We start from the raw sequence: 24,870 nt of genomic DNA, 5'->3' as shown, positions 1-24,870 counted from the left end.
CATGCCTGCCCTGCCCCCCCTCCATCCCGGTGAGATCCTGAGCGAGGAATTCATGCGCCCGCTTGGGCTTTCCAGCAACGCACTGGCTCGTGCCATCGGCGTTACGCCGGCGCGCGTGAACGAGATTGTGCGTGGGCGGCGCGGTGTGAGCGCCGATTCGGCCTTGCGCCTGGCGCGGTTCTTTGGCACCTCCGTCGAGTTCTGGATGAATCTCCAGCATCGCTATGACGTGGAATGCGCACGCGATGCGCTTGGCGACGAGCTGGAGAAGATCCGGCCGATACGGGCAGCATGAGCAACCTCATCATCGGCCTCACCGGCGGGGTGGCCTCGGGCAAGAGCGAGGTCACCCGGCGTTTCGAGGCGCTGGGCGTGATCGTGGCCGATGCGGACGTGGCCGCGCGCGCGGTGGTCGAGCCCGGGCAACCGGCGCTGGCGGCGATCGCGGCGCGTTTCGGCACCGGGATCCTGCTGGCGGACGGGCGGCTGGACCGGCGCCAGCTGCGCGAGCTCGTGTTCGCCGATATGCAGGCGCGGCGCGACCTGGAGGCGATCACCCATCCTGCGATCCGCGTGCTGCTGCGCGAACAGTGCCTGGCCGCGCCGGGGCCGTATGCGATCGCGGCGATCCCGCTGCTGGCCGAGGCCGGCGGGCGCGCGGGTTATCCGTGGCTGGACCGGATCGTGGTGGTGGACGCGCCGGTGGAGCTGCAACGGGCGCGGCTGATGCGCCGCGACGGGGTGGACGAGGCGCTGGCGCAGCGGATGATCGATGCCCAGGTGACGCGCGAGGCGCGGTTGGCGATCGCCGACGAGGTGGTGGTGAACGACGGGCACCCCGAGCACCTGGATGCACGGGTCGCCGAGCTCGACGCCCGCTTCCGCGCCATGGCTAAAAAGGGGACGGAGGCAATTAATCGAGATTAATTGCCTCCGTCCCCTTTTCAGCTGGAGGCCGGCCACCGCTCGGCAATCATCGGCTGCCGGGCGGCTAGACGCTCCATCGCCTTGCCGAACCGGCTACGCCACCCCGGCCCCCGGGCCTGGACCTCATCGGTCGCCTCCTGCAGCCGGTCGGCATAGCCCTGGTCCAGCATGCACTCGACCAGGGCCGCCGCCTGGGCCAGGTCCTTGTTGGCCTTGGGCCGCTCGCTGACCGGTCGCTCGCCAGCGACGATCATCTTGTGGACGGCGAACCTGGCCGGATCCGGCACGTTCACCACGACAGCCCCCTGGCCGGACAACAGTGCCGCATGCGCGGGCTGTTCCAGCAGGAAGTCGAGGAACCTGAGCGGTTGCAACGAGACCTTCAGGTTGGGCGCTTCGACTACCGCGTCATTGCGGCGCAACGGAGTGAGGAAGTCCAGGCGAAGGTCCGGCTCGACGGGGCTGACATACGTACCCGAGGGTGCACCTCCCAGGCCCAGGGAGGGAAGGAAGCCCATTTCCAGGCTCTCGATCGCGGTGCGCGGGTCCACATCCACGTCCGCCGGAAGGGCGACCGCGATATTGCCGCGACCGGCGTGGGCGAAGTCGATATCCAGGGTATGCGTGGGCTGTATCCAGTGCACGCCCAGCAGGTTTCCGAGCGCGACGAAGGCATGGCTGCCGACAAGCAGGCCACCCGCGCGGAAGAAGCCGGCATCGCCGATCTGCCGGATGATGCGGAAATGCTTTGGCGTGATGCTCGCGCACCCGTGCGCCAGTGCCGCGGCGGCCATGCGGGGGATGCCGGTTCCAGGCGGCTCGGCCGCCCGGGCCTTCAGCAGTTCCAGCTGCGCGGAATCCGGGCCCACGTATATCTGCCGGACCTTGCGGTCCAGCGCGTCGCGGTACGCGAAGTACCAGTACCGCTTGCCCTTGATGGTCTTGGACTGGAAGGAGCCGTTGAGCGAAGCCACACTGCGGTGCAGGTCGGCATGCCTGGCTGCTTCGTATGCCTCGCTGTAGGCTGCCTGGGCCCCTGCAGGCAGCTCCCGATAGAGGGCTGGCATGTGTTCCTCCGAGTTATACAACGGGGCGGCTGTCCGTTGTATAACATAGGAAGTTATACAACTCCACGGCCAGCGTTGTATAACCGATTGCCCGACTCCGCTCTTGTAGGAGCCCGCATGAGGGCGACCCGACACCGCCAGGTTACGCGGTGTTGAACGCAGCGCATCCCATAGAAAGGGGACGGAGGCAATTAATCGGGATTAATTGCCTCCGTCCCCTTTCTACGTTTTTACGACGGCCAGAGGCTGCGGATGGCGGCGATGCCCTGGGCGCCGTGGCGGCGGGCGGTGGGCAGGTCGGCCGGGGCCAAGCCGCCGATGGCGTAGATCGGCAGGGCCACCTGCTCGCGCAACGCGACGAACCCGTCCCAGCCCAGCGTCGCCGCACCCGGGTGCGTGGCGGTTTCATGCACCGGGCCGAGCACGGCGAAGTCGCAGCCCAGGGCCTGGGCCTGGCGCAGCTCGTCCAGGTCGTGGCACGAGGCGCCCACCGGCTGGCCGGCCGGCAGCGGGCGCCCGCGCAGGCCGGCGAGCTGTTCGCTGCCCAGTTGCACGCCGGTGCCCAGTTCGGCGGCCAGGGCGATGTCGCGGTTGAGCAGCAGCCCGGCGCCGGCCTGGCGGCAGTCGTCGGCGACCACGCGGGCCAGGGCGGCGGCGGCATCGGCGGGCAGGCCGCGCGCGCGCAGTTGCACGCGGCCGATGCCGGCCTCCAGTGCGCGCTGCAGCGAACGGCGCCAGGTGGCCGGGTCGCTGCCGGGTTCGGGGGTGACCAGGTAGCGGTCGGGCTGGCGCAGGGCGCCGACCACGGGCACGTCGGCCGAGGGCATGGAATAGCGGGCCAGGCGGTCGGGGGCGACCCAGGTCAGGGCCTGGCCTTCGCGTCCGCGCGGGGTGCCGGTCCAGCTCGGGATGGCGCGCACTTCCAGGCGCAGGCGCTTGCCGGGGTATTCCTGCGGGACTTCGATCAGGGCCTCGCCTACTTCGACGTCGATGCCCAGTTCTTCCTGCAGTTCGCGGATGAGGGCCTCTTCGGAAGTCTCGCCCGGCTCGCGCTTGCCGCCGGGGAACTCCCACAGGCCGGCCAGGTCACTGTCCTCGCCGCGCCGGGCCAGCAGCACGCGGCCGCGCGGGTCGGTGATGACGCCGGCGACGACGTGGATGGAGCGCAGAGGGGAATCCATCCCCCGAGCTTAACCGGGTTTTTTTGTAGGAGCCCGCATGAGGGCGACCCGGCGTCGGGGAATTGCCGCGGTCGACGCGGGGGTTCCGGAGCGGCCGCGTTGAACACCGTGCCGCCAGGGCGGCGTCGGGTCGCCCTCATGCGGGCTCCTACAAGAAGCGGAGGCCGGCCGAAGTGACGTTCAACGCCCCCTCCCCCAGCTCAAGCCCCCCTTGGTAAGGGGGGCGCGCCGGCAGGCGCAGGGGATCGGAAGTAAGGACCGTGTGCCCGAGGTCCGCACAGCGGACCTCGGGTGCGCAGGCCGCAACGCGGCCTGCGCCACGGGCAAATCAGCTAGCTGATTTGCCCGTGACAGTGCTTGTACTTCTTGCCGCTGCCGCAGGGGCACGGGTCGTTGCGGCCGACCTTGGGCGCGTCGCGGACCACGGTGCCGGCGGCAGCGGTACCCATCACCGCGGCGTGGCGCTCGCGCTCGATCGCGGCCACTTCGTCCTCGGTGTCGTAGCCCTGCGCGGTGGCGTGCTGGAACTGGGCCTGGCGCAGCTGCGCCTCGGCCTGGGCGCGCTCCTGCGCCTCCAGCGCGGCCACTTCCTCCTCGCTGCGGATGCGCACGCGCGCCAGCAGCGCCACCACCTGGTGCTTGACGTTGTCCAGCATCTCCGAGAACAGCTCGAACGCTTCCTTCTTGTACTCCTGCTTGGGCTGCTTCTGCGCGTAGCCGCGCAGGTGGATGCCCTGGCGCAGGTAGTCCATGCGCGCCAGGTGCTCCTTCCAGCCCTGGTCGAGCACGTTGAGCATGATGTGCTTCTCCAGCGCGCGCGCGGTCTCCGCGCCGAGCTGCTCTTCCTTGAACGCGAACATCGCCTCCACCGCGCCCTGCACGTGCTGCTCGATGCCCTCGGCGTCCAGCTCCTCGGCGGTCTTCGCCAGGCCCTGCAGGTCCAGGTCCAGGCCCAGTTCGCCCTGCAGCGCGGCCTCCAGGCCCGGCAGGTCCCACTGCTCGTCCACCGACTCGGCCGGCACGAAGCGCGCGACCATCTCGCCGATCACGTCGCCGCGGATGCCGTCGATGTTGTCCTTCACCGACTCGGCGTCGAGCAGCTCGTCGCGCTGGGCGTAGATCACCTTGCGCTGGTCGTTGTTGACGTCGTCGAAGTCGAGCAGGTTCTTGCGGATGTCGAAGTTGTGCGCCTCGACCTTGCGCTGCGCCTTCTCGATCTGGCGGCTGACCAGCTTGTCCTCGATGACGTCGTCTTCCTTCATGCCCATCATCCGCATCGCCTTCTGCACCCAGTCGGAGGCGAAGATGCGCATCAGGTTGTCTTCCAGCGACAGGTAGAACCGGCTCGAACCCGGGTCGCCCTGGCGACCGGAGCGGCCGCGCAGCTGGTTGTCGATGCGGCGCGACTCGTGGCGCTCGGTGCCGACGATGTGCAGGCCGCCGGCGGCCTTGACCGCGTCGTGGCGCACCTGCCATTCGCGCTTGGCCTTGGCCTTGTCCAGGGCGCTGGCCTCGTCGCCCATCTCGTGCAGCTCGGCCTCGAGCGAGCCGCCGAGCACGATGTCGGTGCCGCGGCCGGCCATGTTGGTGGCGATGGTCACCGCGCCGGGGCGGCCGGCGTTGGCGACGATCTGCGCTTCGCGCTCGTGCTGCTTGGCGTTGAGCACCTCGTGGGCGACGCCGGCCTTGGCCCGGTACTCGGAGAGCATCTCCGAGGTCTCGATCGAGGTGGTGCCCACCAGCACCGGCTGGCCGCGCTTGAAGCAGTCCTCGATGTCGGCCAGCACCGCGCGGAACTTGCCCTCGCGGTTGAGGAACACCTGGTCGGGATGGTCGTTGCGCTGCACCGGCTTGTGGGTCGGGATCACCACCACTTCCAGGCCGTAGATGCTCTGGAACTCGTAGGCCTCGGTGTCGGCGGTGCCGGTCATGCCCGAGAGCTTGCCGTACATGCGGAACAGGTTCTGGAAGGTGACGCTGGCCAGGGTCTGGTTCTCGCGCTGGACCGGCACGCCTTCCTTCGCTTCCACCGCCTGGTGCAGGCCGTCGGACCAGCGGCGCCCGGCCAGGGTGCGGCCGGTGAATTCGTCGACGATCACCACCTCGCCGTCGCGCACGATGTAGTCCACGTCGCGCTGGAACAGCGCGTGCGCGCGCATCGCCGCATTGAGGTGGTGGACCACGGCCAGGTTGTTGGCGCCGTACAGGGCCTCGTCCTCGGCCAGGATACCGGCGCGGCGCAGCAGCGCCTCGGCGTGCTCCATGCCCGCTTCGGACAGGTGCACCTGCTTGCCCTTCTCGTCGACCCAGAAGTCGCCCTCGCCTTCCTCGGTTTCCTGGCGGTGCAGCTGCGGCACGATGCGGTTGACCCGCACGTACAGTTCCGGCGATTCGTCGGCCGGGCCGGAGATGATCAGCGGGGTGCGCGCCTCGTCGATCAGGATCGAGTCCACTTCGTCGACGATGGCGTAATGCAGGCCGCGCTGGAAGCGGTCGGCCTTGCTCAGCGCCATGTTGTCGCGCAGGTAGTCGAAGCCGAATTCGTTGTTGGTGCCGTAGGTGATGTCGGCGTTGTAGGCTTCCTTCTTGTCGCCGTGCGGCATGCCCGGGTAGACGACGCCCACGCTCAGGCCCAGCCAGTTGTAGAGCTTGCCCATCCAGGCAGCGTCGCGGCGCGCCAGGTAGTCGTTGACGGTGACCACGTGCACGCCCTTGCCCTGCAGCGCGTTGAGGTACACCGGCAGGGTCGCGACCAGGGTCTTGCCTTCGCCGGTGCGCATCTCGGCGATCTTGCCCAGGTGCAGGACCATGCCACCGATCAGCTGCACGTCGTAGTGGCGCATGCCCATCACCCGGCGGCTGGCCTCGCGGCACACCGCGAAGGCTTCGGGCAGGACCTTGTCGAGGGCTTCACCACCGGCGATGCGCTGCTGGAATTCCGGGGTCTTGGCCTTCAGCGCGTCGTCGGAGAGCTGCTTCATCTCCTCTTCGAGCGCGTTGATCTTCGTGACGAGGCGGTCCAGCTGGCGCAGGAGCCGGTCGTTGCGGCTGCCGAAGACACGGGTAAGCAGTTTGTTGATCATCGATGAGGCCGGTTGGGAATGAACGCCCCGCGGGCCGGGCCGCAGGGCGGCGCGGCGACCGGGGCACAGGGACCCGGCCGGGCAACATGACATTGTAGCTTGGGTCGCCGGGCGGGGAATAAAAGGGGGACGGAGGCAATTAAGCGCATGCGCTTAATTGCCTCCGTCCCCCTTTTATTCCCCCTTTTATTCCCCCTCACCAACGAAAAAGCCCGCCCCTTGCCGGGACGGGCTCTTCTCGCTACACCTTCGCGCAATCAGCCGCGGCTGCGCTTCGCCACCGGCGCACGCCCGTCGGCCAGGAACTTGCGCGGGTTCACCACCTTGCCGTTCTCCCACACCTCGAAGTGCACGTGGGCGCCGGTGGAGCGGCCGGTGGAGCCGGCCTTGGCCACCTGCTCGCCGGCGCGGACCAGGTCGCCGACCTTCACGCTCAGGCGCGAGTTGTGCGCGTAGCGGGTCACGTAGCCGTTGCCGTGGTCGACCTCGACGGTGGTGCCGTAGCCGCTGCGCGAACCGGCATAGCTGACCACGCCGTCGGCCACCGACATGACCGCGTCGCCGACGTTGGCGTCGAAGTCGATGCCCTTGTGCATGGCGCGGCCGCGGCCGAACGGGTCGGCGCGGTAGCCGAAGCCCGAAGTGATGTAGCTGCGCCGCACCGGCGAACGCACCGGCAGCGCGTTGTTTTCCAGCTCGCGATCGAACAGCAGCGACTCCATCACCGACAGCTGGCGGCCGGAGGCTTCGAACTGGCGGGAGACGTCGTCCAGACCGGTGGTGAGCTCGTCCAGCGGCATGTCGCGGGCGGCGTCGCCACCACCCTGGCCGGGGGTGTCGTGGAAGTTGAATTCGCCGTCCTCAAGCTGGCCGGCTTCGGTGAGCCGTTCGCCGAGGGCGTTGAGGCGGTTGGCCTGGGCCTGCAGTTCGCCCAGGCGCGCGGCCAGCGCATTGATTTCCTGCTGCGACTGGCGCTTGACCTGCTCCAGTTCCTGCGCCTGTTCGGCCAGCTTCGACTCTGTGTGCGAGGCGCTGGCCAGGCCGATGCTGGCGCTGGCGCCGAGGCCGAGGACGGCGCCGGTGGCCACCAGGGCCGCGCAGGCGACCGCGGGGCGCCGCGAGGCCAGTCCGCGCAACCGGTCGGCCAACCCACTGGCCTGGCTGTCACGCGGGTTTCTTACGATGAATTTATAGCTCATGCTTTCGGGTATGCCTGATTCGAAGCCCAACGCCCGCACGGCGGCCGTCCCGCGTTCCGCGGCCGAGGCCGCTTTGGCGGATGGAACTGGCGCCACCTTGCGCCGAGCACTCTGGCTCGATGCGCTGGACCAGCAGTTGCGTCCCCTGCTGCCCCCCGGGATGGCCGGCCATTGCAGGCTGGCCAACGTATCCGGCGGACAACTCGTTTTTGTCACCGATTCGCCGGTCTGGCGGGCGCGCCTGCGCCTGTCCGAAACCCAGCTCCTCGATGCGGCCCGCTCCGTCGGGCTGAACCCCACCGCAGTCATCGTCAAAACGACTACCGGCCCGCTGCAGCCGCCGCTTCCGGCGAAAACAGCGCCCCCCCTGGTTTCAGCGACCGCCCGGCAAGCCGTGAGCGACGCACTGGCATCCCTGCAGGAATCCGCTCCCTTGGATTCCTCGGATCCCGGGGCTCCTGCCCCGGGGTCTTCAAGCGGCCGCTCAACGTAGTGTCTCGACGCCAGCGGCCAACCTGGCGGGCATCCTATCGTCACATTCCGCTCACGTCGTTAGCGATTAGTTAAAAAATCGTTACGCTGGCGGCGGCAGCCGGATGGGGTTCACGGTTCGTGAAAGTCCGTGAGGGCGGATCGGACCTTCCAGACTGAACAGGCTGTTCAGGTTTGGAGCAAAAAGGGGACGGAGGGAATTAAGCGCTTGCGCTTAATTCCCTCCGTCCCCTTTTCACTGCGCGGAAGACGCCGCGTTCAACGCGCCGGCCTCGCCTCACGCCAGCGCAGGCGTGCCGTAGGCCAGCGGCGCTTCGGCCGCGACGTCGTCGAAGCTCACCTTTTCCCACGCCGTGGCGTCGGCCATCAGCGCGCGGGCGAGCTTGTTGTTGAGCGCATGCCCGGACTTGTAGCCCTCGTACGCACCCAGGATCGGCGCGCCGACCAGGTACAGGTCGCCGATCGCGTCGAGGATCTTGTGCCGCACGAACTCGTCGGCGTAGCGCAGGCCGTCCTCGTTCAGCACCCGGAACTCGTCGAGCACGATGGCGTTGTCCATCGAGCCGCCCAGGCCGAGGTTGAGCTCGCGCATGTACTCCAGGTCGCGCATGAAGCCGAAGGTGCGGGCGCGCGAGATTTCCTGGATGTAGGCGGCGGTGGAGAACTCCAGCCGGTGCCGCGACTGCTTGGCCGGGATCATCGGGTGGTCGAACTGGATGGTGAAATCCAGCCGGAAACCGTCGAACGGGGTGAAGCGGGCGATCTTGTCGCCGTCGCGCACTTCCACGTCCTTGAGGATGCGGATGAAGTGCTTGGGCGCGTCCTGCTCGGAGATGCCGGCGGACTGCAGCAGGAACACGAACGGGCCGGACGAGCCGTCCATGATCGGCAGCTCGGCCGAGGACAGTTCGACGATCATGTTGTCCACGCCCAGGCCGGCGGCGGCCGACATCAGGTGCTCGACGGTCTGGATCCTGGCTTCGCCGCAGGTCAGGCCGGTGCACAGCGTGGTCTCGGTGACCAGGTCGGCGGCGGCGGGGACTTCGACCACCGGGTCCAGGTCGGTGCGGCGGAACACGATGCCATGGTCGGCCGGCGCCGGGCGCAGGGTCATGTAGACCTTGTTGCCGCTGTGCAGGCCGACGCCGGTGGCGCGGATCGTGTTCTTGATGGTGCGCTGCCGGGTCATGGGGTCACCGTGCGACGGAAAACTTCCGTATCGGGGTCGCGTGAAGGCGCTGAGAATATCACGCGTTTAGCTGAATCTTAACGGAGCGGAGTGCGCGGACCCTGGCGTGAAAACCTGCCGGGCCTTGCGGCCCGGCAGCAAAGGAACCACGGACGCCGGGACTGCAGCGCGCCATGGCGGGCGCGCCCCGGGTGTTGCGGGCCGTCGCGCGGGATACCGGCGACGGCTGTGTTTCCACGCTGCCGGCCGTGGCCGGCGGCGTGTTCAGTCCGCCTGGCGGCGCAGGAACGCCGGGATGTCCAGGTAATCGTTCGGCAGGTCGGCCGCCGCCGGAGCCGAGGCCGCGGGAGCGGACGCACCGGCGCTGGCGGCACCGCGACGCAGGCCCAGGGCACCGACCGCGCTGGCCACCGGATCGGTGCCGAAGCTGTCGTCGATCGGCAGGCCGGTGGTGCCGTCGCGGATCACCCGCATCTGCGGACGCACCGCATCCTGGCGCTGGCCGAAGTCGGCACGGGCGCCGAACTCGCGGTCGCTGCCGCGCACCGGCTGGCGCACGGCGGCGCGGTTGAGGCCGGTGGCGACCCCGGTCACGCGCACTTCGTCCTGCATGTCCGGGTCGAGCACGGTGCCCCCCACCACGGTCGCGTCCTCGGAGGCGAAGCCCTCGACGGTGCGGCCGATCTCGTCGAACTCGGCCATGGTGAAGTCCGGGCCGGCGGTGATGTTGACCAGGATGCCGTTGGCGCCGGCCAGGTTGACGTCGTCCAGCAGCGGGTTCTGGATCGCCGACTCGGCCGCGGCCTGGGCACGGTCGTCGCCGCGCGCGGTGCCGGTGCCCATCATCGCCAGGCCCATCTCGCTCATCACCGTGCGCACGTCGGCGAAGTCGACGTTGATCAGGCCCGGGCGCACGATCAGGTCGGCGATGCCCTGCACCGCGCCCTGCAGCACGTCGTTGGCGGCGCGGAACGCCTGCACCATGGTGGCGTTGCGGCCGAGCACGGTGATCAGCTTCTCGTTGGGGATGGTGATCAGCGAGTCGCAGTGCGCCGACAGTTCCTCGATGCCCTTGAGCGCGACCTGCATGCGGCGGCGGCCCTCGAACGGGAACGGCTTGGTGACCACGGCCACGGTCAGGATGCCCATCTCCTTGGCCAGCTGCGCGACGACCGGCGCGGCGCCGGTGCCGGTGCCGCCGCCCATGCCGGCGGTGATGAACACCATGTCGGCGCCGTCCAGCGCGGCGATGATCTGCTCGCGGTCTTCCAGCGCGGCCTGGCGGCCGACTTCAGGGTTGGCGCCGGCGCCCAGGCCCTTGGTGACGTTGCCGCCGAGCTGCAGCTGCATCTTCGCGCCGCAGTTCTTGATCGCCTGGGAGTCGGTGTTGGCGGTGATGAACTCAACGCCGTCGACGCTGCTGTTGACCATGTGCGCCACGGCATTGCCGCCGCCGCCGCCCACGCCGATGACCTTGATCACCGCGTTCGGAGCCATCTTCTCGATCAGTTCGAAATGTGCCATGTCCGTTGTCCTCTGTTTATAAGTGCCGGCTTTCTGTGTTCCGGCGTTCTTGTCGGGTACTGCCTTGTCGCCTTTCGTGCTTCGGGGTGTTGCCGGGTGCCGCCATCTGTCACGTCTTCGCTTCGCCTGTCGCGGTCATGCCCGCTCCTACAAAAGCCGCGGCATTGCATGCGCCGCGGGGTGCATCGTCAGAACTCGCCGCCGTACCACTTGAAGATCTTCCTGAAGAAGCTGCCGGCGCGGCCGCTGGGCAGCGACGGGCGGCGCGGGTGTTCGATCTGGCTGCCCATCAGCAGCAGGCCCACGCCGCTGGCATGGACCGGGTTGCCGACCACCTCGCCCAGGCCGGACACGTGCTGCGGGATGCCGATGCGCACCGGCATCTGCAGCATTTCCTCGGCCAGTTCGATCACGCCTTCCATCTTCGAGGCGCCGCCGGTCAGGACCATGCCCGCGCGGACCAGCTCCTCGAAGCCGGAGCGGCGCAGTTCCGCCTGGACCATCTCGAAGATCTCCTCGTAGCGGCCCTGCACCGCCTGCGCCAGCGAGGCGCGCGGCATCCGCCGCGGCGGGCGGTCGCCGACCGAGGGCACCTGGATGCTTTCCTCGGCGGTGGCCAGCTGCGCCAGCGCGCAGGCGTAGCGGACCTTGATCTGCTCGGCCTCCGGAGTGGGCGTGCGCAGCATGTGCGCGATGTCGTTGGTGACGTGGTCGCCGGCGATCGGCAGCGAGGCGGTGTGGCAGATCGCGCCCTGGATGAACACGGCGATGTCGGTGGTGCCCGCGCCCATGTCCACCAGCACCACGCCCAGCTCGCGCTCGTCGGCGGTCAGCACCGCGACCGAGGACGCCAGCGAGGACAGGATCAGGTCGTCCACCTGCAGGCCGCAGCGCTGCACGCACTTGGTGATGTTCTGCGCCGCCGACTGCGCGCAGGTGACCAGGTGCGCGTGCACTTCCAGGCGCACGCCGGTCATGCCGACCGGGTTGCGGATGCCTTCCTGCGAATCGTCGAGCACGTACTCGCGCGGGATCGCGTGGAGGATGCGCTGGTCGGCCGGAATTGCTACTGCCTTGGCCGCGTCGAGCACGCGGTCCAGGTCGGCCCAGGTCACCTCGCCGTCGCGGATCGGGACGATGCCCGGCGAATTCTTGCACTGCACGTGGTTGCCGGAGATCGAGGCGTAGACCGAGCGGATCTCGCAGCCGGCCATCAGCTCGGCCTCTTCGACCGCGCGCTGGATCGACTGCACGGTCGACTCGATGTCCACCACCACGCCGCGCTTGAGTCCGCGCGACTCGTGCGAGCCGATGCCGATGACCTCGATCGGGTTGCCGGGTGAATACTCGCCCACCAGCGCCACCACCTTGGAGGTGCCGATGTCGAGACCGACGATGAGGGACTTGTCGCCTTTGCGGTTCATGTACTGCTCGCCTGCCGGGGTTGCGCCCGCGCTGCGCCGGCCGGCGCCTGCGGGGAAGGAGAAGGAGCGGCGCCGGGCGTGCCCCGGGCCAGGGTGAATCCGTTGGTGTAGCGCAGGTCGGCCTGCGCGATCGGCCACGCCTGCCGGGCCAGCAGCTGCGGCAGCACGCGCGCGAAGCGGTGCAGGCGCGCGCGTGCATCGTCGCGGCCGACCACCACTTCCAGGCCGTTGTCCAGGGTCATCGACCAGCTGCCGCGCGCGTCCACCGCCAGCCGCGACACGCCGTAGCCCAGCGGCGCGAACAGGCCGCGGGCCTCGTTGTAGAGCGCCACCACTTCGGCGCTGCGCGCATCGGGGCCACCCAGTCGCGGCAGGCGCTGCTCGGCCAGGTCGGCCGGCAGCGGGAACAGCGCGCCGCGCCCGGACAGCAGCCGGTCCTCGCCCCAGAACGCGAACGGGGTGTGCTCGACGATGTGGATCTCCAGCACGTCCGGCCACGCCTTGCGCACCTGCGCCTGCTCGACCCAGGGCAGCTTCGCCACCGCGCGCCGCGCACCGTCCAGGTCCGCGGCGAAGTAGCCGCGCGCCGCGTACGGCGCCACCGCCGCGCGCAGCTGCTCGGCCTGGACCCGCTCGAACTGGCCGGTCACGCGCAGGCGCGACAGCGGCCAGCGCTCGGCGCCGACCCAGCCGTTGAGCACGGCCACCACCGGCAGCGCGACCAGCGCCACCGCGAGCAGCCAGGCCAGGATGCGCAGCAGCGCGTTCACGCGGCGGCACCTCCGGCGGTTGCGTCGCTGTCGCGCGGGAGCGTCTGCTCCAGGATCCGCCAGCACAGTTCCTCGAACTGCACCCCGACCTGGCGCGCGGCCTTGGGCACCAGCGAATGGCTGGTCATGCCCGGCGCGGTGTTGACCTCCAGCAGGTAGGGCTCGCCGGTGGTGCGCGCGCGCATCACGTCGACCCGGCCCCAGCCGCTGCAGCCGGCGGCGCGGAACGCGGCCAGCGCCAGCTCGCGCACGCGGCGTTCGTCCTCGCCGTCCAGGCCCGGGCACAGGTACTGGGTGTCCTCGGCGACGTACTTGGCGTCGTAGTCGTACCACTCGCCACGCGGCACGATCCGGATCGAGGGCAGCGCGACGTCGCCGACGATGCCGACGGTGAGTTCGTCGCCGACCACCATCTGCTCCATCAGCAGGTCGCCGGGATAGCGCGCGGCCAGCGCGACCGCTTCGTCCAGGCCGGCTTCGTCCAGCACCCGCGACACGCCCACGCTGGAACCTTCCGAGGACGGCTTGACGATCACCGGCAGGCCCAGGCCGCGCGCGGCGGCGTGCACGGTGGCGGCATCCACGCCGCGCGGCAGGTGCGCGTAGCGCGGCGTCGGCAGGCCCAGCGACAGCCACACCTGCTTGGTCCGGATCTTGTCCATCGCCAGCGCCGAGCCGAGCACGCCCGAACCGGTGTACGGCACGCCCAGCGCGTCCATCAGGCCCTGCACCACGCCGTCCTCGCCACCGCCGCGCTGGCCGTGGAGGATGTTGAAGACGCGGTCGAACTTCTGCGCCGCCAGCGCCTCGACCAGCGCCTGGATGCCGTCCACCGCGTGCGCGTCCACGCCGTGCGCGCGCAGCGCGTCGAGCACGTTGCGGCCGGAGTCCAGCGAGACCTCACGCTCGGAGCTGGTGCCGCCCATCAGCACCGCGACGCGGCCGAACACGGTCGGGTCGGTGAAGCGCGGCGGCGGCAGCAGCGGGGTCGCGCTCATGGCTGGCCTCCATGTGCCGGGCCGTCGACGCCGAAGCCGTCGGTGGCGATCTGGTGGGCGATGTAGCCGATGTCGCCCGCGCCCATCATCAGCAGCAGGTCGCCATCCTGGAGCACGTCGGGCAGCACGTGGGCCAGGTCGGCGACCTGCCCCACCACCACCGGCTCGCTGCGACCGCGGGCGCGGATCGCACGCGCCAGCGCGCGTGCATCGGCGCCGGGGATCGGCGCTTCGCCGGCCGGGTAGACCTCGCTGAGCACCAGCGCGTCGGCTTCGGACAGCACCGCGGCGAAGGCGTCGAACTGGTCGCGGGTGCGGCTGTAGCGGTGCGGCTGGAACGCCACCACCAGGCGCTTCTCGGGCCAGCCGCCGCGCGCCGCGGCGAACACCGCGGCCAGTTCCTTCGGATGGTGGCCGTAGTCGTCGATCACGCGCACCTTCGCGCCCGATGCGGTGGCCACTTCGCCCAGGTCGTTGAAGCGGCGGCCGATGCCGGCGAACTTCTCCAGCGCCGCGGCGATGTTCTGCGGCGACACGCCCAGCTGCCAGGCCACCGCGGCGGCGGCCAGCGCGTTGAGCACGTTGTGCCGGCCCGGCAGGGCCAGGGTCACTGGCACGGTGGCGCCCTCGGGCAGGCGCAGGGTGAAGCGCATGCGCGGGCCGTCCTGGACGATGTCGTCGGCGCGCACGTCGGCGTTCTCGGCGGTGCCGTAGGTCATCACGTGGCGCGGGGTGTTCGCGGCCAGCGCGGCCACTTCCGGGTCGTCGATGCACAGCACCGCCAGGCCGTAGAACGGCAGCCGCTGCAGGAACTCGGCGAACGCCGACTGCAGGCGGGCGAAGTCGCCGCCGTAGTTCTCCAGGTGGTCGGCATCGATGTTGGTGATGATCGCCACCAGCGGATTCAGGCGCAGGAAGCTGCCGTCGCTCTCGTCGGCCTCGGCCACCAGCCACTGGCCGCCGCCGAGCCGGGCGTTGGCGCCGGCGGCCAGCAGCTGGCCACCGATGACGAAGGTCGGGTCCAGCCCGCCTTCGCTGAGCACCGCCGCGGTGAGGCTGGTGGTGGTGGTCTTGCCGTGGGTGCCGGCCACCGCAATGCCGCGGCGGAAGCGCATCAGCTCGGCCAGCATCGCCGCGCGCGGCACGATCGGGATGCGCTGGCTGCGCGCTTCCATCAACTCGGGGTTGTCGTCGCGGATCGCGCTGGACACCACCACGCAATCGGTGCCGAGCACGTTGGCGGCGGAGTGGCCGCGGACCACGCGCGCGCCCAGGCGCGCCAGGCGGCGGGTGGCGGCGTTGTCGGCGTTGTCCGAACCGGACACTTCATAGCCGAGGGTCAGCATCACCTCGGCGATGCCGCTCATGCCGGTGCCGCCGATGCCGACGAAGTGCACGCGGGGAAAGGCGCGCACCAGGTCGTCGGTGTCGTGCAGGCGGCGGATCATGCGGAAACTCCAGGTTCGTGGATCGATTCTTCGAGGACGATGCCGGCGATGCGCGCGGCGGCGTCGGGACGGGCCAGGCCGCGCGCGGCGCTGGCCATCGCCAGCCGGCGCGCGGGGTCGGCGGCCAGTTCGCGCAGCTTCGGCAGCAGGTTCGCGGCCAGCTGCGCGTCCTGCTTCAGCAGCAGCGCCGCGCCGTGCTCGACCAGGTATTCGGCGTTGCGGGTCTGGTGGTCGTCGACCGCGGCGGCGAACGGCACCAGCACGCTGCCGACGCCGGCCGCGCACAGCTCGGCCAGGGTCGAGGCACCGGCGCGGCACACCACCAGGTCGGCCCAGGCGTAGGCGGCGGCCATGTCGTCGATGAACGCTTCCACGCGCGCGTCCACGCCGGCGGCGGCGTAGGCCTGTCCGGCCTCGGCACGCAGCTTCTCGCCGCACTGGTGGCGCACTTCGACGGCGACGCCGTCGAGCGCGGCCAGCGCCTGCGGCAGCGCGTCGTTGAGCGCGCGCGCGCCCTGGCTGCCGCCGAGCACCAGCAGGCGCAACGCACCTTCGCGGTCGGCGAAGCGCTGCGCCGGCGGCGGCAGCGCGGCGATCTGCGCGCGCACCGGGTTGCCGACCACTTCTTCCCGCTCGAAGCTGCCAGGGAAGCCGGCCAGCGTGCGCCGGGCCAGCCTGGACAGCACCCGGTTGGTCATGCCCGGCGCGCGGTTCTGCTCGTGCACCAGCAGCGGCACGCCGGCCAGGCGCGCGGCCAGGCCGCCGGGGCCGGAGGCGAAGCCGCCGAAACCGATCACCGCGCGCGGGCGGCGCCGGCGCAGCACCGCGCGCGCGGCGTTGACCGCCTTCAGCAGCCGGAACGGCGCGGCCAGCAGGGTCAGCTTGCCCTTGCCGCGCACGCCGGCCACCGGCAGCGTGTCGATCTCGATCCCGTGCTGCGGCCCCAGCCGGGTTTCCATCGCCCCGGCCGCACCCAGCCAGACCACCGGCACGCCGCGCTCGCGCAACACCTGCGCCACCGCCAGCGCCGGGAAGATGTGCCCGCCCGTGCCGCCGGCCATCACCATCACCGGCCGGCTCCCATGTGCGGGCTTGTGCGAGGGAGCCGCGTTCACGAGAAGCTCCCGAAGGTGGGCTCGATGCGCGAGGTGCCGCGGCCGCGCAGGCCGATGGCGGCGCCGTGCACGTTCGCCGTTGCGGGTGCAGGTGCCTGCACCGGTTCACGGGCCGGTGCGCGGGCCGGCGTGGGTGCAGGCTGTGGCTTCGCGGTCGCGCGTGGCGCCGGCGCTCCGGCCGTCGGCGATGCGGCGGGTGCCGGCGCGCCGGCGGGCATCGCTTCCTGCCGCACCGCGCGCTGCCGCTCGGCGCGCTCCAGTTCGTAGGACACGCGCAACAGCAGGCCGATCGCCACGCAGGTCATCATCACGCTGGAGCCACCGGAGGAAATCAGCGGCAGGGTCAGCCCCTTGGTCGGCAGCATGCCCAGGTTCACCCCGATCGAGACGAAGCTCTGCATGCCGATCCACAGCGCCACGCCGAAAGCGATGTAACCGGGGAAGTGGCGGCGCATTTCCACGCACTTCAGGCCCAGGTACAGGGCGCGGCCGACCAGCAGCGCGTACAGGCCGATCACCACGCACGCGCCCAGGAAGCCCAGCTCCTCGGCGATCACCGAGAAGATGAAGTCGGTGTGCGCCTCGGGCAGGTAGTTGAGCTTCTGCACCGACGCACCCAGGCCCACGCCGAACCATTCGCCGCGGCCGACCGCCATCAGTGCGTTGCTGAGCTGGTAGCCGGAACCGAGCTGGTCGGCCCACGGATCCAGGAACGAGGTGATGCGGCGCATCCGGTACGGTTCGATGATCGCGATCGCGGCCAGCGCCGGCAGGCCGATCACGATCGGCAGCGACATCCGCGGCAGGTTCACCCCGCCCAGCACCAGCATGCCGGCGGTGATCGCCAGCAGCAGGGTGGCCGAGCCGAAATCGGGCTGGACCAGGAGCATGCCCACCAGCAGCACCGCCACGCCCAGCGGCTTGAGCATCGCCACCCAGGTCGCGTTGACCTCGTCGCGGAAGCGGACCAGGTAGCTGGCCAGCCAGACGATGTAGATCACCTTCACCGCCTCGACCACCTGGAAGCGCGACACGCCCAGGTTGATCCAGCGCCGCGCGCCGTTGACGCTCACGCCCAGCCCAGGCAGCCACGGCATCAGCAGCAACAGGAAGCAGCCCAGCAGCAGCAGCTGGTTGTACTTCTCCACCGTCTTCAGTTCGGTGCGCATGGCCACCGCCGCCAGGGCGATACCGACGCCCAGGAACAGCACGTGCCGCACCAGGTAGTGGAACGGGCCCACGCCCAGGTTCTCGCCGATCGCCACCGAGGCCGAGCCGACCATCACCACGCCCAGGCAGGCCAGCGCCAGCGAGGCGCCGAGCAGCCACGGGTCGAAGCTGCCGCCGATGGCCTCCAGCCGGGTCGCCTGGCGCGAAAGGTCGTTCATCAGCGCACCTTCAACGTGGCCAGGCCGACCAGGACCAGGATCACCGAGATGATCCAGAAGCGCACGATCACCCGCGGCTCCGGCCAGCCCTTCAGTTCGAAGTGGTGGTGGATCGGCGCCATCCGGAACACACGCTTGCCGGTGAGCTTGAACGAGGCCACCTGGATCATCACCGAGAGCGTCTCGATGACGAAGATGCCGCCCATGATCACCAGCACCAGCTCCTGGCGCACGATCACTGCGATGGTGCCCAGCACCGCGCCCAGCGCCAGCGCGCCGATGTCGCCCATGAACACCATCGCCGGGTAGGTGTTGAACCAGAGGAAGCCCAGGCCGGCGCCGGCGATCGCCGCGCAGATGATGATCAGCTCGCCTGCGCCGGGCACCGCCGGGATCTGCAGGTAGCTGGAGAAAACTGCATTACCCGAGGCGTAGGCGAACACGCCCAGCGCGCAGGCCACCAGCACCGTGGGCATGATCGCCAGCCCGTCCAGGCCGTCGGTCAGGTTGACCGCGTTGGAGAAGCCGACGATCCAGAAGTAGGCGATGGCGACGAAGCCGATACCGGCCAGCGGCAGCGCGATCGACTTGAAGAACGGCACGTAGAAGGTCGTGGCCGCCGGCACGTCGGCGTACAGGTACAGGTACAGGCCGGCGGCCAGGCCGAAGATCGACTGCAGCAGGTACTTCCAGCGCGACTTCAGCCCGTTCGGATCGCGCTTGACGATCTTGATCCAGTCGTCGTACCAGCCGATCGCGCCGAACGCGAGCATCACCAGCAGCACGGTCCACACGTACTTGTTGCGCAGGTCGCCCCACAGCAGCACCGACAGCAGCACGGTGAGCAGGATCAGCGCCCCGCCCATGGTCGGGGTGCCGGCCTTGGAGAAGTGCGACTGCGGGCCGTCGCTGCGGATCGGCTGGCCGCCCTTGAGCTGGCCGAGGCGACGGATCACCGCCGGGCCCAGCCACAGCGACAGGAACAGCGCAGTCAACGCCGCGAGGATGCCGCGGAAGGTCAGGTAGCCGAACAGACCGAAGAAGTTCTCCAGCCCCTGCAGCCAGCGCGCCAGTTCAAGCAACATCGTCGGCTTCCCCTTGCGCCAGCAGCGCGGTCACGATCCTGTCCATCGCGCTGCCGCGCGACCCCTTCACCAGCACCCGCAGGGCATGGCCCGCGCTGCCTGCCGCGGACGCCGGCGCGCGCGCGCGAAGGTCCGCATGCAGGGCCGCGGCCAGCGCTTCGTGCGTGTCGAAATGGCAGCCGCCCTCGCCGAACGCGCGCGCGGCCGCGGCGCTGAGCGGGCCCAGCGCGTACAGGCGCGCGATCCGCGCCTGGCGTGCGCGGGTGCCGGCGTCGGCGTGCAGCTGCTCCGCTTCCGGACCCAGTTCGCGCATGTCGCCCAGCACCAGCCAGGCCTCGTCGCCGGACGCGGCCAGCGCGTCGATCGCCGCGGCCACCGAACCGGGATTGGCGTTGTAGCTGTCATCGATGAGCTGCACCGGCGCCGGCCCCGCGCCGGGCAGCGCGTGCGCGACCTGGCGCCCGGCGACCGGGCGCGCATCGGCCAGGCCGGCGACGATCGCTTCCAGCGGCACCCCGCAGGCCAGCCCGATTGCGGCCGCCGCCAGCGCGTTGCGTACGTTGTGCAGGCCCGGCAGCGCCAGCGCCACCGCGGCCTCGCCGTCGGGGGTGACCAGCACGAAGCGGCTGCCCTCGCCGCTGGCCTGGACCTCGCGCGCGAACACGTCGGCGCTGGCCTCCAGGCCGAAGCGCAGCACCCTGCGGCCGCTGTCGGCAGCGCGGATCACCTGCTGTTCGAACCATTCGCCGAAGGCATCGTCCGCGTTCACCACCGCAGTGCCGCCGTCGCCCAGCGCGGCGTAGATGGCGCCCTTGGTCTGGGCCACGCCGAGCAGGCTGCCCATCCGCTCCAGGTGCGCGGCGGCGACGTTGTTGACCAGGGCCACGTCCGGGCGTGCGATTGCGGTCAGGTAGGCGATGTCGCCGGGCTTGCCGGCGCCCATCTCGTAGATGGCGAAGTCGGCGTCCTCGGGCGCATCGATCACCGCCAGCGGCAGGCCGATCTCGTTGTTGCGGTTGCCCGGGTTGGCATAGGCCTGCCCGGCGCGCTGCAGCACCGCCAGCACCATCGTCTTGACGCTGGTCTTGCCGTTGCTGCCGGTGATCGCCACCACCGTGGCGCGGCGGTCGCGCTGGATGCCGGCGGCGATCCGCGCCAGCGCGCGCTCGCTGTCTTCCACCAGCACCTGCGGAACCTCGATCCCGTCGAGCAGGCGCTCGACCAGCAGCGCGCCGGCGCCGCGCATCACCGCGTCGGCGGCGAAATCGTGGCCGTCGAAACGCTCGCCGCGCAGGGCCACGTACAGGCTGCCCGGCGCCAGCTGGCGGGTGTCGTGGCGGATCGCGTCGACCGGGACGTCGTCGCCGTGCAGTTCGCCACCGGCCCCGTGCGCGATCAGCGAGAGCGGAAGCCGGTTCATGCCCGTGCCTCCAGCGCCCGGCGCGCGACGTCGGGGTCGTCGAACGGATGGCGGATGCCGGCCCCTTCCTGGTACGGCTCATGGCCCTTGCCGGCCACCAGCACGATGTCGTCCGCGCCGGCCTGGCCGATGGCGCGGGCGATCGCCGCGGCGCGGTCGCGCTCGACGGTCACCGCGTGCGGCGCGGTGAAGCCGGCGAGGATGTCGGCCACGATCGCGTCGCCGTCCTCGCCGCGCGGGTTGTCGTCGGTGACGATGACCGTGTCGGCCTCGGCCTCGGCGATCTGCGCCATCTGCGGACGCTTGCCGCGGTCGCGCTCGCCGCCGCAGCCGAACACGCAGACCAGCTTCGCCTCGGCGTGCGCGCGCAGGCTGGTCAGCGCCTGCGCCAGCGCGTCGGGCGTGTGCGCGTAGTCGACCACCACCAGTGGCACCACGCCGTCGCCGCCGAGGCGGTTCATGCGCCCGGCCACCGGCTGCAGCCGCGACAGGGTCGCGGCAATGGTCGCGGTGTCGTCGCCCAGGGCGTGCAGCACGCCGGCCACGGCCAGCAGATTGTCGACGTTGAAGCGGCCCAGCAGCGGCGAGCGCACCGGATGGGCTTCACCGCCGGCCACCAGGTCGAAGCCCAGGCCGCGGTTGTCGAAATGCAGGGCCTCGGCGCGCAGCGTCGCCCCGGCCTGCCCGCGCGAGCTCACGCCCACCGCCTGCAGCCCCGGCGCCAGGCTGCCGTGCAGGGTGTGGCCGTACGCATCGTCCAGGTTCAGCACCGCCGCCTTCAGCCCGGCGCGGTCGAACAGCCGCGCCTTGGCCGCGCCATAGCTGGCCATGTCGCCGTGGTAGTCGAGGTGGTCGCGGGTGAGGTTGGTGAACACCGCCACGTCGTAGTGGACGCCATCGACGCGACCCTGGTCGAGCGCGTGCGAACTGACCTCCATCGCCACCGCCTCCACCCCGGCGTCGCGCAGCTCGCCGAGCAGCGCGTGCATGCGCAGCACCAGCGGCGTGGTGAAGCCGGTCGGCTGCACCTGGCCGTGGCGGCCGGCGCCGAGCGTGCCGATGCTGCCGCTGTCGATCCCGCGCAGGTGCCAGGCCTGCGCCAGCAGCTGCACGGTCGAAGTCTTGCCGTTGGTGCCGGTGACCCCGACCATGGTCATCGCATGCGAGGGATGGTCGTGGAACAGGTCGCCCATCGCGCCCAGGCGCGAGCGCAGCCCGGGCACGGCGATGGCGTTGGCGGGCGCCGGGTATTCGGCCGGCGCCGGCGGCTCGAACAGGATCGCCGCGGCGCCCTTCTCTTCCACCTGCGCGGCGAAGGCCAGGCCGTGGGTGCCGAAGCCGGCGATGGCGACGAAGGCATCGCCGCGCTGCAGCTCGCGGCTGTCCATCACCAGCCCGGAAACGGCGATGTCGCGCGGCAGCGCGACGTCGGGCAGCAGGCGCGAGAGCGGCATCGTGCGGCTCATCGGCGTTCTCCCGCGCCGGCACCAGCCGCATGTATTGCCTGCATTGCCTGCATCGGCGGCGGGATGGTCGGGTCGTCGGCCATGCCCTCGTCCAGCGCCTGCGGCAGCTGCGGAAGCGCGGCCTGGCGCTTGGCCTCGCCGCGGGCCTGCGCCGCCAGCCAGGTCTCGATGTCGTCCGGCGGTACGTCCATCACCCGCAGCGCATCTTCCATCACCGCGCGGAACACCGGCCCGGACACCAGGCCGGCGTAGTACGAGCCGGCCTGCGGATCGTGGATCACCACCACGGTGGCGAAGCGCGGGTTGGTCGAGGGCACCAGCCCGGCGAAGGTGGTGGTGTAGCGGCGCGCATAGCCGCCGCCGGAGGCCTGGCGCGCGGTGCCGGTCTTGCCGGCGACGTGGTAGCCGAGGATCGCCGCGCCGGTGGCGGTGCCGCCCGGCTCGGTCACCGTCTGCATCATCTTCAGCACCTGGTCGGCGATCTCCGCCTTCACCGCCTGGCGCGGCTCGTTGATCTGGCCCGTGACGAAGGTCGGGGTGATCAGCTGGCCGTGGTTGCCCAGCGCCGCGTAGGCCTGGGCGATCTGCAGCGGGGTGGCCGACAGGCCGTAGCCGTAGGCCATGGTCGACTTGGTCAGGCCGTCCCAGCGCGCCGGCTCGCGCAGCGAACCGATCGCCTCGCCGGGGAAGCCGCTGTGCGGCGCGCTGCCGTAGCCGAAGCCCTTGATGAACTCGTAGAAGTACTGGTCCGGCAGCGGCTCGGCCAGCTTCACCGCGCCCAGGTTGGAGCTCTTGGTGATGATGCCGGTGCCGTCGAGCACGCCGTAGTTGCGGTGGTCGCGGATCGGGAACCGCCCCAGCATCATCGTGCCCGGGTTGGTGTCGAAGCGGGTCGCGGCGGTGATCTTGCCGGCGTTGAGCGCGGCGGCGGCGGTGATCGGCTTCATCGTCGAGCCGGGCTCGATCAGGTCGGTCACCGCGCGGTTGCGGTGCGCGTCCTGGGTGCCGCCGGTGACCGCGTTGGGGTTGTAGCTGGGCAGGTTGACCATCGCCAGCACTTCGCCGGTGGCCACGTCCAGCACCACCACCGAACCGCTGCTGGCCTTGTTGGCGACCAGCGCGTTGCGCAGCTCGCGGTAGGCCAGGAACTGGATCCGGCGGTCGATGCTCAGGGTCAGGTCCTTGCCCGGCTCGGCGGCGCGGACCAGGTCGATGTTCTCGACGATGCGGCCGTGGCGGTCGCGGATCACCCGCTTGCTGCCGGGCTTGCCGCGCAGCCATTCGTCGAACGCCAGCTCCAGCCCTTCCTGGCCGCGGTCGTCGATGTTGGTGAAGCCCAGCACGTGCGCCATCGCCTCGCCCTGCGGGTAGAAGCGGCGGAACTCGCGCTGCGAGAACACGCCTGGCACGTTGTGGGCGAGGATCGCCTTGGCCTGGTCCGGGTTGATCCGGCGCTTGAGGTAGACGAATTCCTTGTCCGCGCGCTGCGACAGGCGGCTGGTCAGCTCGTCGGCGGGCACGCCCAGCGCGCGCGCCAGCTCGGGCAGGCGGTCGGGGTGGCGCATCAGCTCCTGCGGGTTGCCCCACACCGACTCCACCGGCGTGGACACCGCCAGCGGCTCGCCGTTGCGGTCGGTGATCATGCCGCGCGAGGTCGGGATCGGGATCTCGCGGACGAAGCGCGCCTCGCCCTGGCGCTGGTAGAAATCGGAATTGACCAGCTGCACGTAGGCCGCGCGCCCGACCAGCGCGAACGAGCACAGGCCCAGGGCCACGCCGACCAGCAGCATGCGGCCGCGCAGGTTGAACGCGCTGCGGTTGCGGTTGGCGCGCGCCGGGCCGTTCATGGGCGCACCACCACGATGTCGTCGGCCTCGGGGAACTTCATCCCCAGCCGCTCGCGCGCGACCTGGTCGATGCGGTTGGACTGGGCCCAGGTGGCCTGTTCCAGCTGCAGCCGGCCGAATTCGATGTTGAGCTCGTCGCGCTCGCGCTCCAGCCGGGTCAGGTCGACGAACAGCTGGCGGTGGCGGTAGCGCTCGTACACCACCGCGATCGCGGTGGCGACGGTGGCCAGCAGCAGCACGGCGAGCAGCAGGCGGCTCATGCGGCCTTCCTCCCCTGCCCGTCCAGCTTCTCGGCCACCCGCAGCACCGCGCTGCGCGCGCGCGGGTTGGCGGCCAGTTCGGCCTCGTCGGCGCGGATCGCGCCGCCCAGGTCGGCCAGCGCCGGCACGAAGGTTTCCGCCTGCGGCAGCCGGCGGTTGGCCGGCGGCGCCTTGGCGTGGCGGGCGACGAACTGCTTGACCATGCGGTCTTCCAGCGAGTGGAAGCTGATCACCGCCAGGCGCCCGCCCGGCCGCAGCGCGGCCAGCGCCGCGTCGAGGCCGGTCTCGAGGTCGGCCAGTTCGCGGTTGATGTGGATGCGGATGGCCTGGAAGCTGCGCGTGGCCGGGTTGCTCTTGTCTTTGCCGCGCGGCACCACCGAATTGATCAGCTCGGCCAGCTCGGCGGTGCGGGCGATCGGCTGCTGCGCGCGGCGCGCGACGATCGCGCGGGCGATGCGCCGGCTCTGCCGCTCCTCGCCGTACAGCCACAGCACGTCGGCGATCTCGCGCTCCTCGGCGCGGGCCAGCCACTGCGCCGCGCTCTCGCCGGACTCCGGGTCCATGCGCATGTCCAACGGGCCATCCTTGCCGAAGGAGAAGCCGCGTTCGGCCACGTCCAGCTGCGGCGAGGACACGCCCAGGTCGAACAGGATCCCGTCCAGGTCGCGCGCCTGCTCCCAGCCGCCGAGCGAGGCGAAGCTGCCGCGACGGATCGACACGCGCGCATCGCCGCCGAAATTCACTTCGGCCTCCGCGATCGCTTCCGGGTCCTTGTCCATCAGCAGCAGCCGGCCTCCCGGGCCGAGTTGTTCCAGCACGCCGCGTGCATGTCCGCCGCGGCCGAAAGTGCCGTCCAGGTAGCGTCCATCGGCGACCACACGCAGCCCGTCCATGACCTGCGCGTACAGCACCGGCAGGTGCGCCGCCGGCGCCGACGGGTCCGCGGGGTGGCCGGGCTGCGCCGTGGTGCGCATCCGGTCCCCCGCC

At 70.7% G+C, this 24,870-nt stretch carries 21 protein-coding genes; 3 read left to right on the top strand and 18 right to left on the bottom strand.

Going from position 1 to position 24,870, the window contains the following annotated elements:
* The first annotated feature begins 1 nt into the window (after position 1).
* Together CSC64_RS09085 and coaE are read left to right on the top strand one after the other, a co-directional pair.
* Positions 2-295: a HigA family addiction module antitoxin gene (locus CSC64_RS09085; RefSeq protein ID WP_162435013.1), complete on the top strand. Its 294-nt coding sequence runs from the start codon at positions 2-4 to the stop codon at positions 293-295.
* A complete protein-coding gene (gene coaE, locus CSC64_RS09080) occupies positions 292-927 on the top strand; it encodes a dephospho-CoA kinase (protein WP_162434999.1) in 636 nt (211 codons plus the stop codon). Before CSC64_RS09085 ends, coaE begins: the two co-directional genes overlap by 4 nt.
* A gap of 17 nt (positions 928-944) precedes the next feature.
* Here coaE and CSC64_RS09075 read toward each other — a convergent pair whose 3' ends face one another.
* The 4 genes from CSC64_RS09075 to CSC64_RS09060 all read right to left on the bottom strand — a co-directional run bounded on the left by CSC64_RS09075 (position 945) and on the right by CSC64_RS09060 (position 7,457).
* Complete coding sequence (locus CSC64_RS09075) at positions 945-1,994, bottom strand: GSU2403 family nucleotidyltransferase fold protein (RefSeq protein ID WP_162434998.1); 1,050 nt, start codon at positions 1,992-1,994, stop codon at positions 945-947.
* 230 nt (positions 1,995-2,224) lie between these two features.
* Positions 2,225-3,175, bottom strand: coding sequence for a Nudix family hydrolase (locus CSC64_RS09070; RefSeq protein WP_162434997.1), 951 nt, complete (start codon positions 3,173-3,175; stop codon positions 2,225-2,227).
* A gap of 332 nt (positions 3,176-3,507) precedes the next feature.
* On the bottom strand, positions 3,508-6,258 hold the full coding sequence (gene secA, locus CSC64_RS09065; RefSeq protein WP_162434996.1) for a preprotein translocase subunit SecA: 2,751 nt from the start codon (positions 6,256-6,258) through the stop codon (positions 3,508-3,510).
* Positions 6,259-6,515: 257 nt separating this feature from the next.
* A complete protein-coding gene (locus tag CSC64_RS09060) occupies positions 6,516-7,457 on the bottom strand; it encodes a M23 family metallopeptidase (RefSeq protein ID WP_162434995.1) in 942 nt (313 codons plus the stop codon).
* Between the two features lie 10 nt (positions 7,458-7,467).
* On the opposite strand from CSC64_RS09060, the gene CSC64_RS09055 reads away from it, so the two are divergent.
* Complete coding sequence (locus tag CSC64_RS09055; protein ID WP_162434994.1) at positions 7,468-7,950, top strand: DciA family protein; 483 nt, start codon at positions 7,468-7,470, stop codon at positions 7,948-7,950.
* 276 nt (positions 7,951-8,226) lie between these two features.
* On the opposite strand, the gene lpxC is transcribed toward CSC64_RS09055, so the two are convergent.
* From lpxC to rsmH, 14 genes are all read right to left on the bottom strand, one after another.
* Positions 8,227-9,138, bottom strand: a complete 912-nt coding sequence (gene lpxC / locus CSC64_RS09050) for a UDP-3-O-acyl-N-acetylglucosamine deacetylase (protein WP_162434993.1) — start codon at positions 9,136-9,138, stop codon at positions 8,227-8,229.
* 264 nt (positions 9,139-9,402) lie between these two features.
* Positions 9,403-10,662, bottom strand: a complete 1,260-nt coding sequence (gene ftsZ / locus CSC64_RS09045) for a cell division protein FtsZ (RefSeq protein WP_162434992.1) — start codon at positions 10,660-10,662, stop codon at positions 9,403-9,405.
* A 188-nt stretch (positions 10,663-10,850) separates the two neighbouring features.
* Positions 10,851-12,086 (bottom strand): cell division protein FtsA, encoded by a 1,236-nt coding sequence (ftsA, locus tag CSC64_RS09040; protein ID WP_162434991.1) that lies wholly within the window; start codon positions 12,084-12,086, stop codon positions 10,851-10,853.
* On the bottom strand, positions 12,083-12,856 hold the full coding sequence (locus CSC64_RS09035) for a cell division protein FtsQ/DivIB (RefSeq protein ID WP_162434990.1): 774 nt from the start codon (positions 12,854-12,856) through the stop codon (positions 12,083-12,085). Before CSC64_RS09035 ends, ftsA begins: the two co-directional genes overlap by 4 nt.
* Positions 12,853-13,854: a D-alanine--D-alanine ligase gene (locus tag CSC64_RS09030; RefSeq protein WP_162434989.1), complete on the bottom strand. Its 1,002-nt coding sequence runs from the start codon at positions 13,852-13,854 to the stop codon at positions 12,853-12,855. Before CSC64_RS09030 ends, CSC64_RS09035 begins: the two co-directional genes overlap by 4 nt.
* Positions 13,851-15,302 (bottom strand): UDP-N-acetylmuramate--L-alanine ligase, encoded by a 1,452-nt coding sequence (gene murC, locus CSC64_RS09025; protein ID WP_162434988.1) that lies wholly within the window; start codon positions 15,300-15,302, stop codon positions 13,851-13,853. The genes CSC64_RS09030 and murC overlap by 4 nt, the downstream gene beginning before the upstream one ends.
* On the bottom strand, positions 15,299-16,369 hold the full coding sequence (murG, locus tag CSC64_RS09020) for an undecaprenyldiphospho-muramoylpentapeptide beta-N-acetylglucosaminyltransferase (RefSeq protein ID WP_162435012.1): 1,071 nt from the start codon (positions 16,367-16,369) through the stop codon (positions 15,299-15,301). Before murG ends, murC begins: the two co-directional genes overlap by 4 nt.
* Before the next feature lie 44 nt (positions 16,370-16,413).
* Positions 16,414-17,805, bottom strand: coding sequence for a putative lipid II flippase FtsW (ftsW, locus tag CSC64_RS09015; protein WP_162434987.1), 1,392 nt, complete (start codon positions 17,803-17,805; stop codon positions 16,414-16,416).
* Complete coding sequence (gene mraY / locus CSC64_RS09010) at positions 17,805-18,890, bottom strand: phospho-N-acetylmuramoyl-pentapeptide-transferase (RefSeq protein ID WP_162434986.1); 1,086 nt, start codon at positions 18,888-18,890, stop codon at positions 17,805-17,807. The genes ftsW and mraY overlap by 1 nt, the downstream gene beginning before the upstream one ends.
* A complete protein-coding gene (locus tag CSC64_RS09005) occupies positions 18,880-20,310 on the bottom strand; it encodes a UDP-N-acetylmuramoyl-tripeptide--D-alanyl-D-alanine ligase (protein WP_162434985.1) in 1,431 nt (476 codons plus the stop codon). Before CSC64_RS09005 ends, mraY begins: the two co-directional genes overlap by 11 nt.
* A complete protein-coding gene (locus CSC64_RS09000; RefSeq protein ID WP_162434984.1) occupies positions 20,307-21,776 on the bottom strand; it encodes a UDP-N-acetylmuramoyl-L-alanyl-D-glutamate--2,6-diaminopimelate ligase in 1,470 nt (489 codons plus the stop codon). Before CSC64_RS09000 ends, CSC64_RS09005 begins: the two co-directional genes overlap by 4 nt.
* Positions 21,773-23,623, bottom strand: a complete 1,851-nt coding sequence (locus CSC64_RS08995; RefSeq protein WP_162434983.1) for a peptidoglycan D,D-transpeptidase FtsI family protein — start codon at positions 23,621-23,623, stop codon at positions 21,773-21,775. The genes CSC64_RS09000 and CSC64_RS08995 overlap by 4 nt, the downstream gene beginning before the upstream one ends.
* A complete protein-coding gene (gene ftsL, locus CSC64_RS08990) occupies positions 23,620-23,883 on the bottom strand; it encodes a cell division protein FtsL (protein WP_162434982.1) in 264 nt (87 codons plus the stop codon). Before ftsL ends, CSC64_RS08995 begins: the two co-directional genes overlap by 4 nt.
* Complete coding sequence (gene rsmH, locus CSC64_RS08985; protein WP_162434981.1) at positions 23,880-24,857, bottom strand: 16S rRNA (cytosine(1402)-N(4))-methyltransferase RsmH; 978 nt, start codon at positions 24,855-24,857, stop codon at positions 23,880-23,882. The genes ftsL and rsmH overlap by 4 nt, the downstream gene beginning before the upstream one ends.
* Positions 24,858-24,870 lie beyond the last annotated feature (13 nt).

The organism is Pseudoxanthomonas koreensis (genome assembly GCF_010093225.1).
Classification (GTDB): Bacteria; Pseudomonadota; Gammaproteobacteria; order Xanthomonadales; family Xanthomonadaceae; genus Pseudoxanthomonas; species Pseudoxanthomonas koreensis.
This window is presented reverse-complemented; position numbering and strand designations above follow the sequence as displayed.

Coding starts and splice junctions, on each gene's coding strand:
- CSC64_RS09085 (WP_162435013.1), top strand. CDS start 2: ATGCCTGCCCTGCCCCCCCTCCATCCCGGTGAGATCCTGAGCGAGGAA.
- coaE (WP_162434999.1), top strand. CDS start 292: ATGAGCAACCTCATCATCGGCCTCACCGGCGGGGTGGCCTCGGGCAAG.
- CSC64_RS09075 (WP_162434998.1), bottom strand. CDS start 1,994: ATGCCAGCCCTCTATCGGGAGCTGCCTGCAGGGGCCCAGGCAGCCTAC.
- CSC64_RS09070 (WP_162434997.1), bottom strand. CDS start 3,175: ATGGATTCCCCTCTGCGCTCCATCCACGTCGTCGCCGGCGTCATCACC.
- secA (WP_162434996.1), bottom strand. CDS start 6,258: ATGATCAACAAACTGCTTACCCGTGTCTTCGGCAGCCGCAACGACCGG.
- CSC64_RS09060 (WP_162434995.1), bottom strand. CDS start 7,457: ATGAGCTATAAATTCATCGTAAGAAACCCGCGTGACAGCCAGGCCAGT.
- CSC64_RS09055 (WP_162434994.1), top strand. CDS start 7,468: ATGCCTGATTCGAAGCCCAACGCCCGCACGGCGGCCGTCCCGCGTTCC.
- lpxC (WP_162434993.1), bottom strand. CDS start 9,138: ATGACCCGGCAGCGCACCATCAAGAACACGATCCGCGCCACCGGCGTC.
- ftsZ (WP_162434992.1), bottom strand. CDS start 10,662: ATGGCACATTTCGAACTGATCGAGAAGATGGCTCCGAACGCGGTGATC.
- ftsA (WP_162434991.1), bottom strand. CDS start 12,086: ATGAACCGCAAAGGCGACAAGTCCCTCATCGTCGGTCTCGACATCGGC.
- CSC64_RS09030 (WP_162434989.1), bottom strand. CDS start 13,854: ATGAGCGCGACCCCGCTGCTGCCGCCGCCGCGCTTCACCGACCCGACC.
- murC (WP_162434988.1), bottom strand. CDS start 15,302: ATGATCCGCCGCCTGCACGACACCGACGACCTGGTGCGCGCCTTTCCC.
- murG (WP_162435012.1), bottom strand. CDS start 16,369: ATGGTGATGGCCGGCGGCACGGGCGGGCACATCTTCCCGGCGCTGGCG.
- ftsW (WP_162434987.1), bottom strand. CDS start 17,805: ATGAACGACCTTTCGCGCCAGGCGACCCGGCTGGAGGCCATCGGCGGC.
- mraY (WP_162434986.1), bottom strand. CDS start 18,890: ATGTTGCTTGAACTGGCGCGCTGGCTGCAGGGGCTGGAGAACTTCTTC.
- CSC64_RS09005 (WP_162434985.1), bottom strand. CDS start 20,310: ATGAACCGGCTTCCGCTCTCGCTGATCGCGCACGGGGCCGGTGGCGAA.
- CSC64_RS09000 (WP_162434984.1), bottom strand. CDS start 21,776: ATGAGCCGCACGATGCCGCTCTCGCGCCTGCTGCCCGACGTCGCGCTG.
- CSC64_RS08995 (WP_162434983.1), bottom strand. CDS start 23,623: ATGAACGGCCCGGCGCGCGCCAACCGCAACCGCAGCGCGTTCAACCTG.
- ftsL (WP_162434982.1), bottom strand. CDS start 23,883: ATGAGCCGCCTGCTGCTCGCCGTGCTGCTGCTGGCCACCGTCGCCACC.
- rsmH (WP_162434981.1), bottom strand. CDS start 24,857: ATGCGCACCACGGCGCAGCCCGGCCACCCCGCGGACCCGTCGGCGCCG.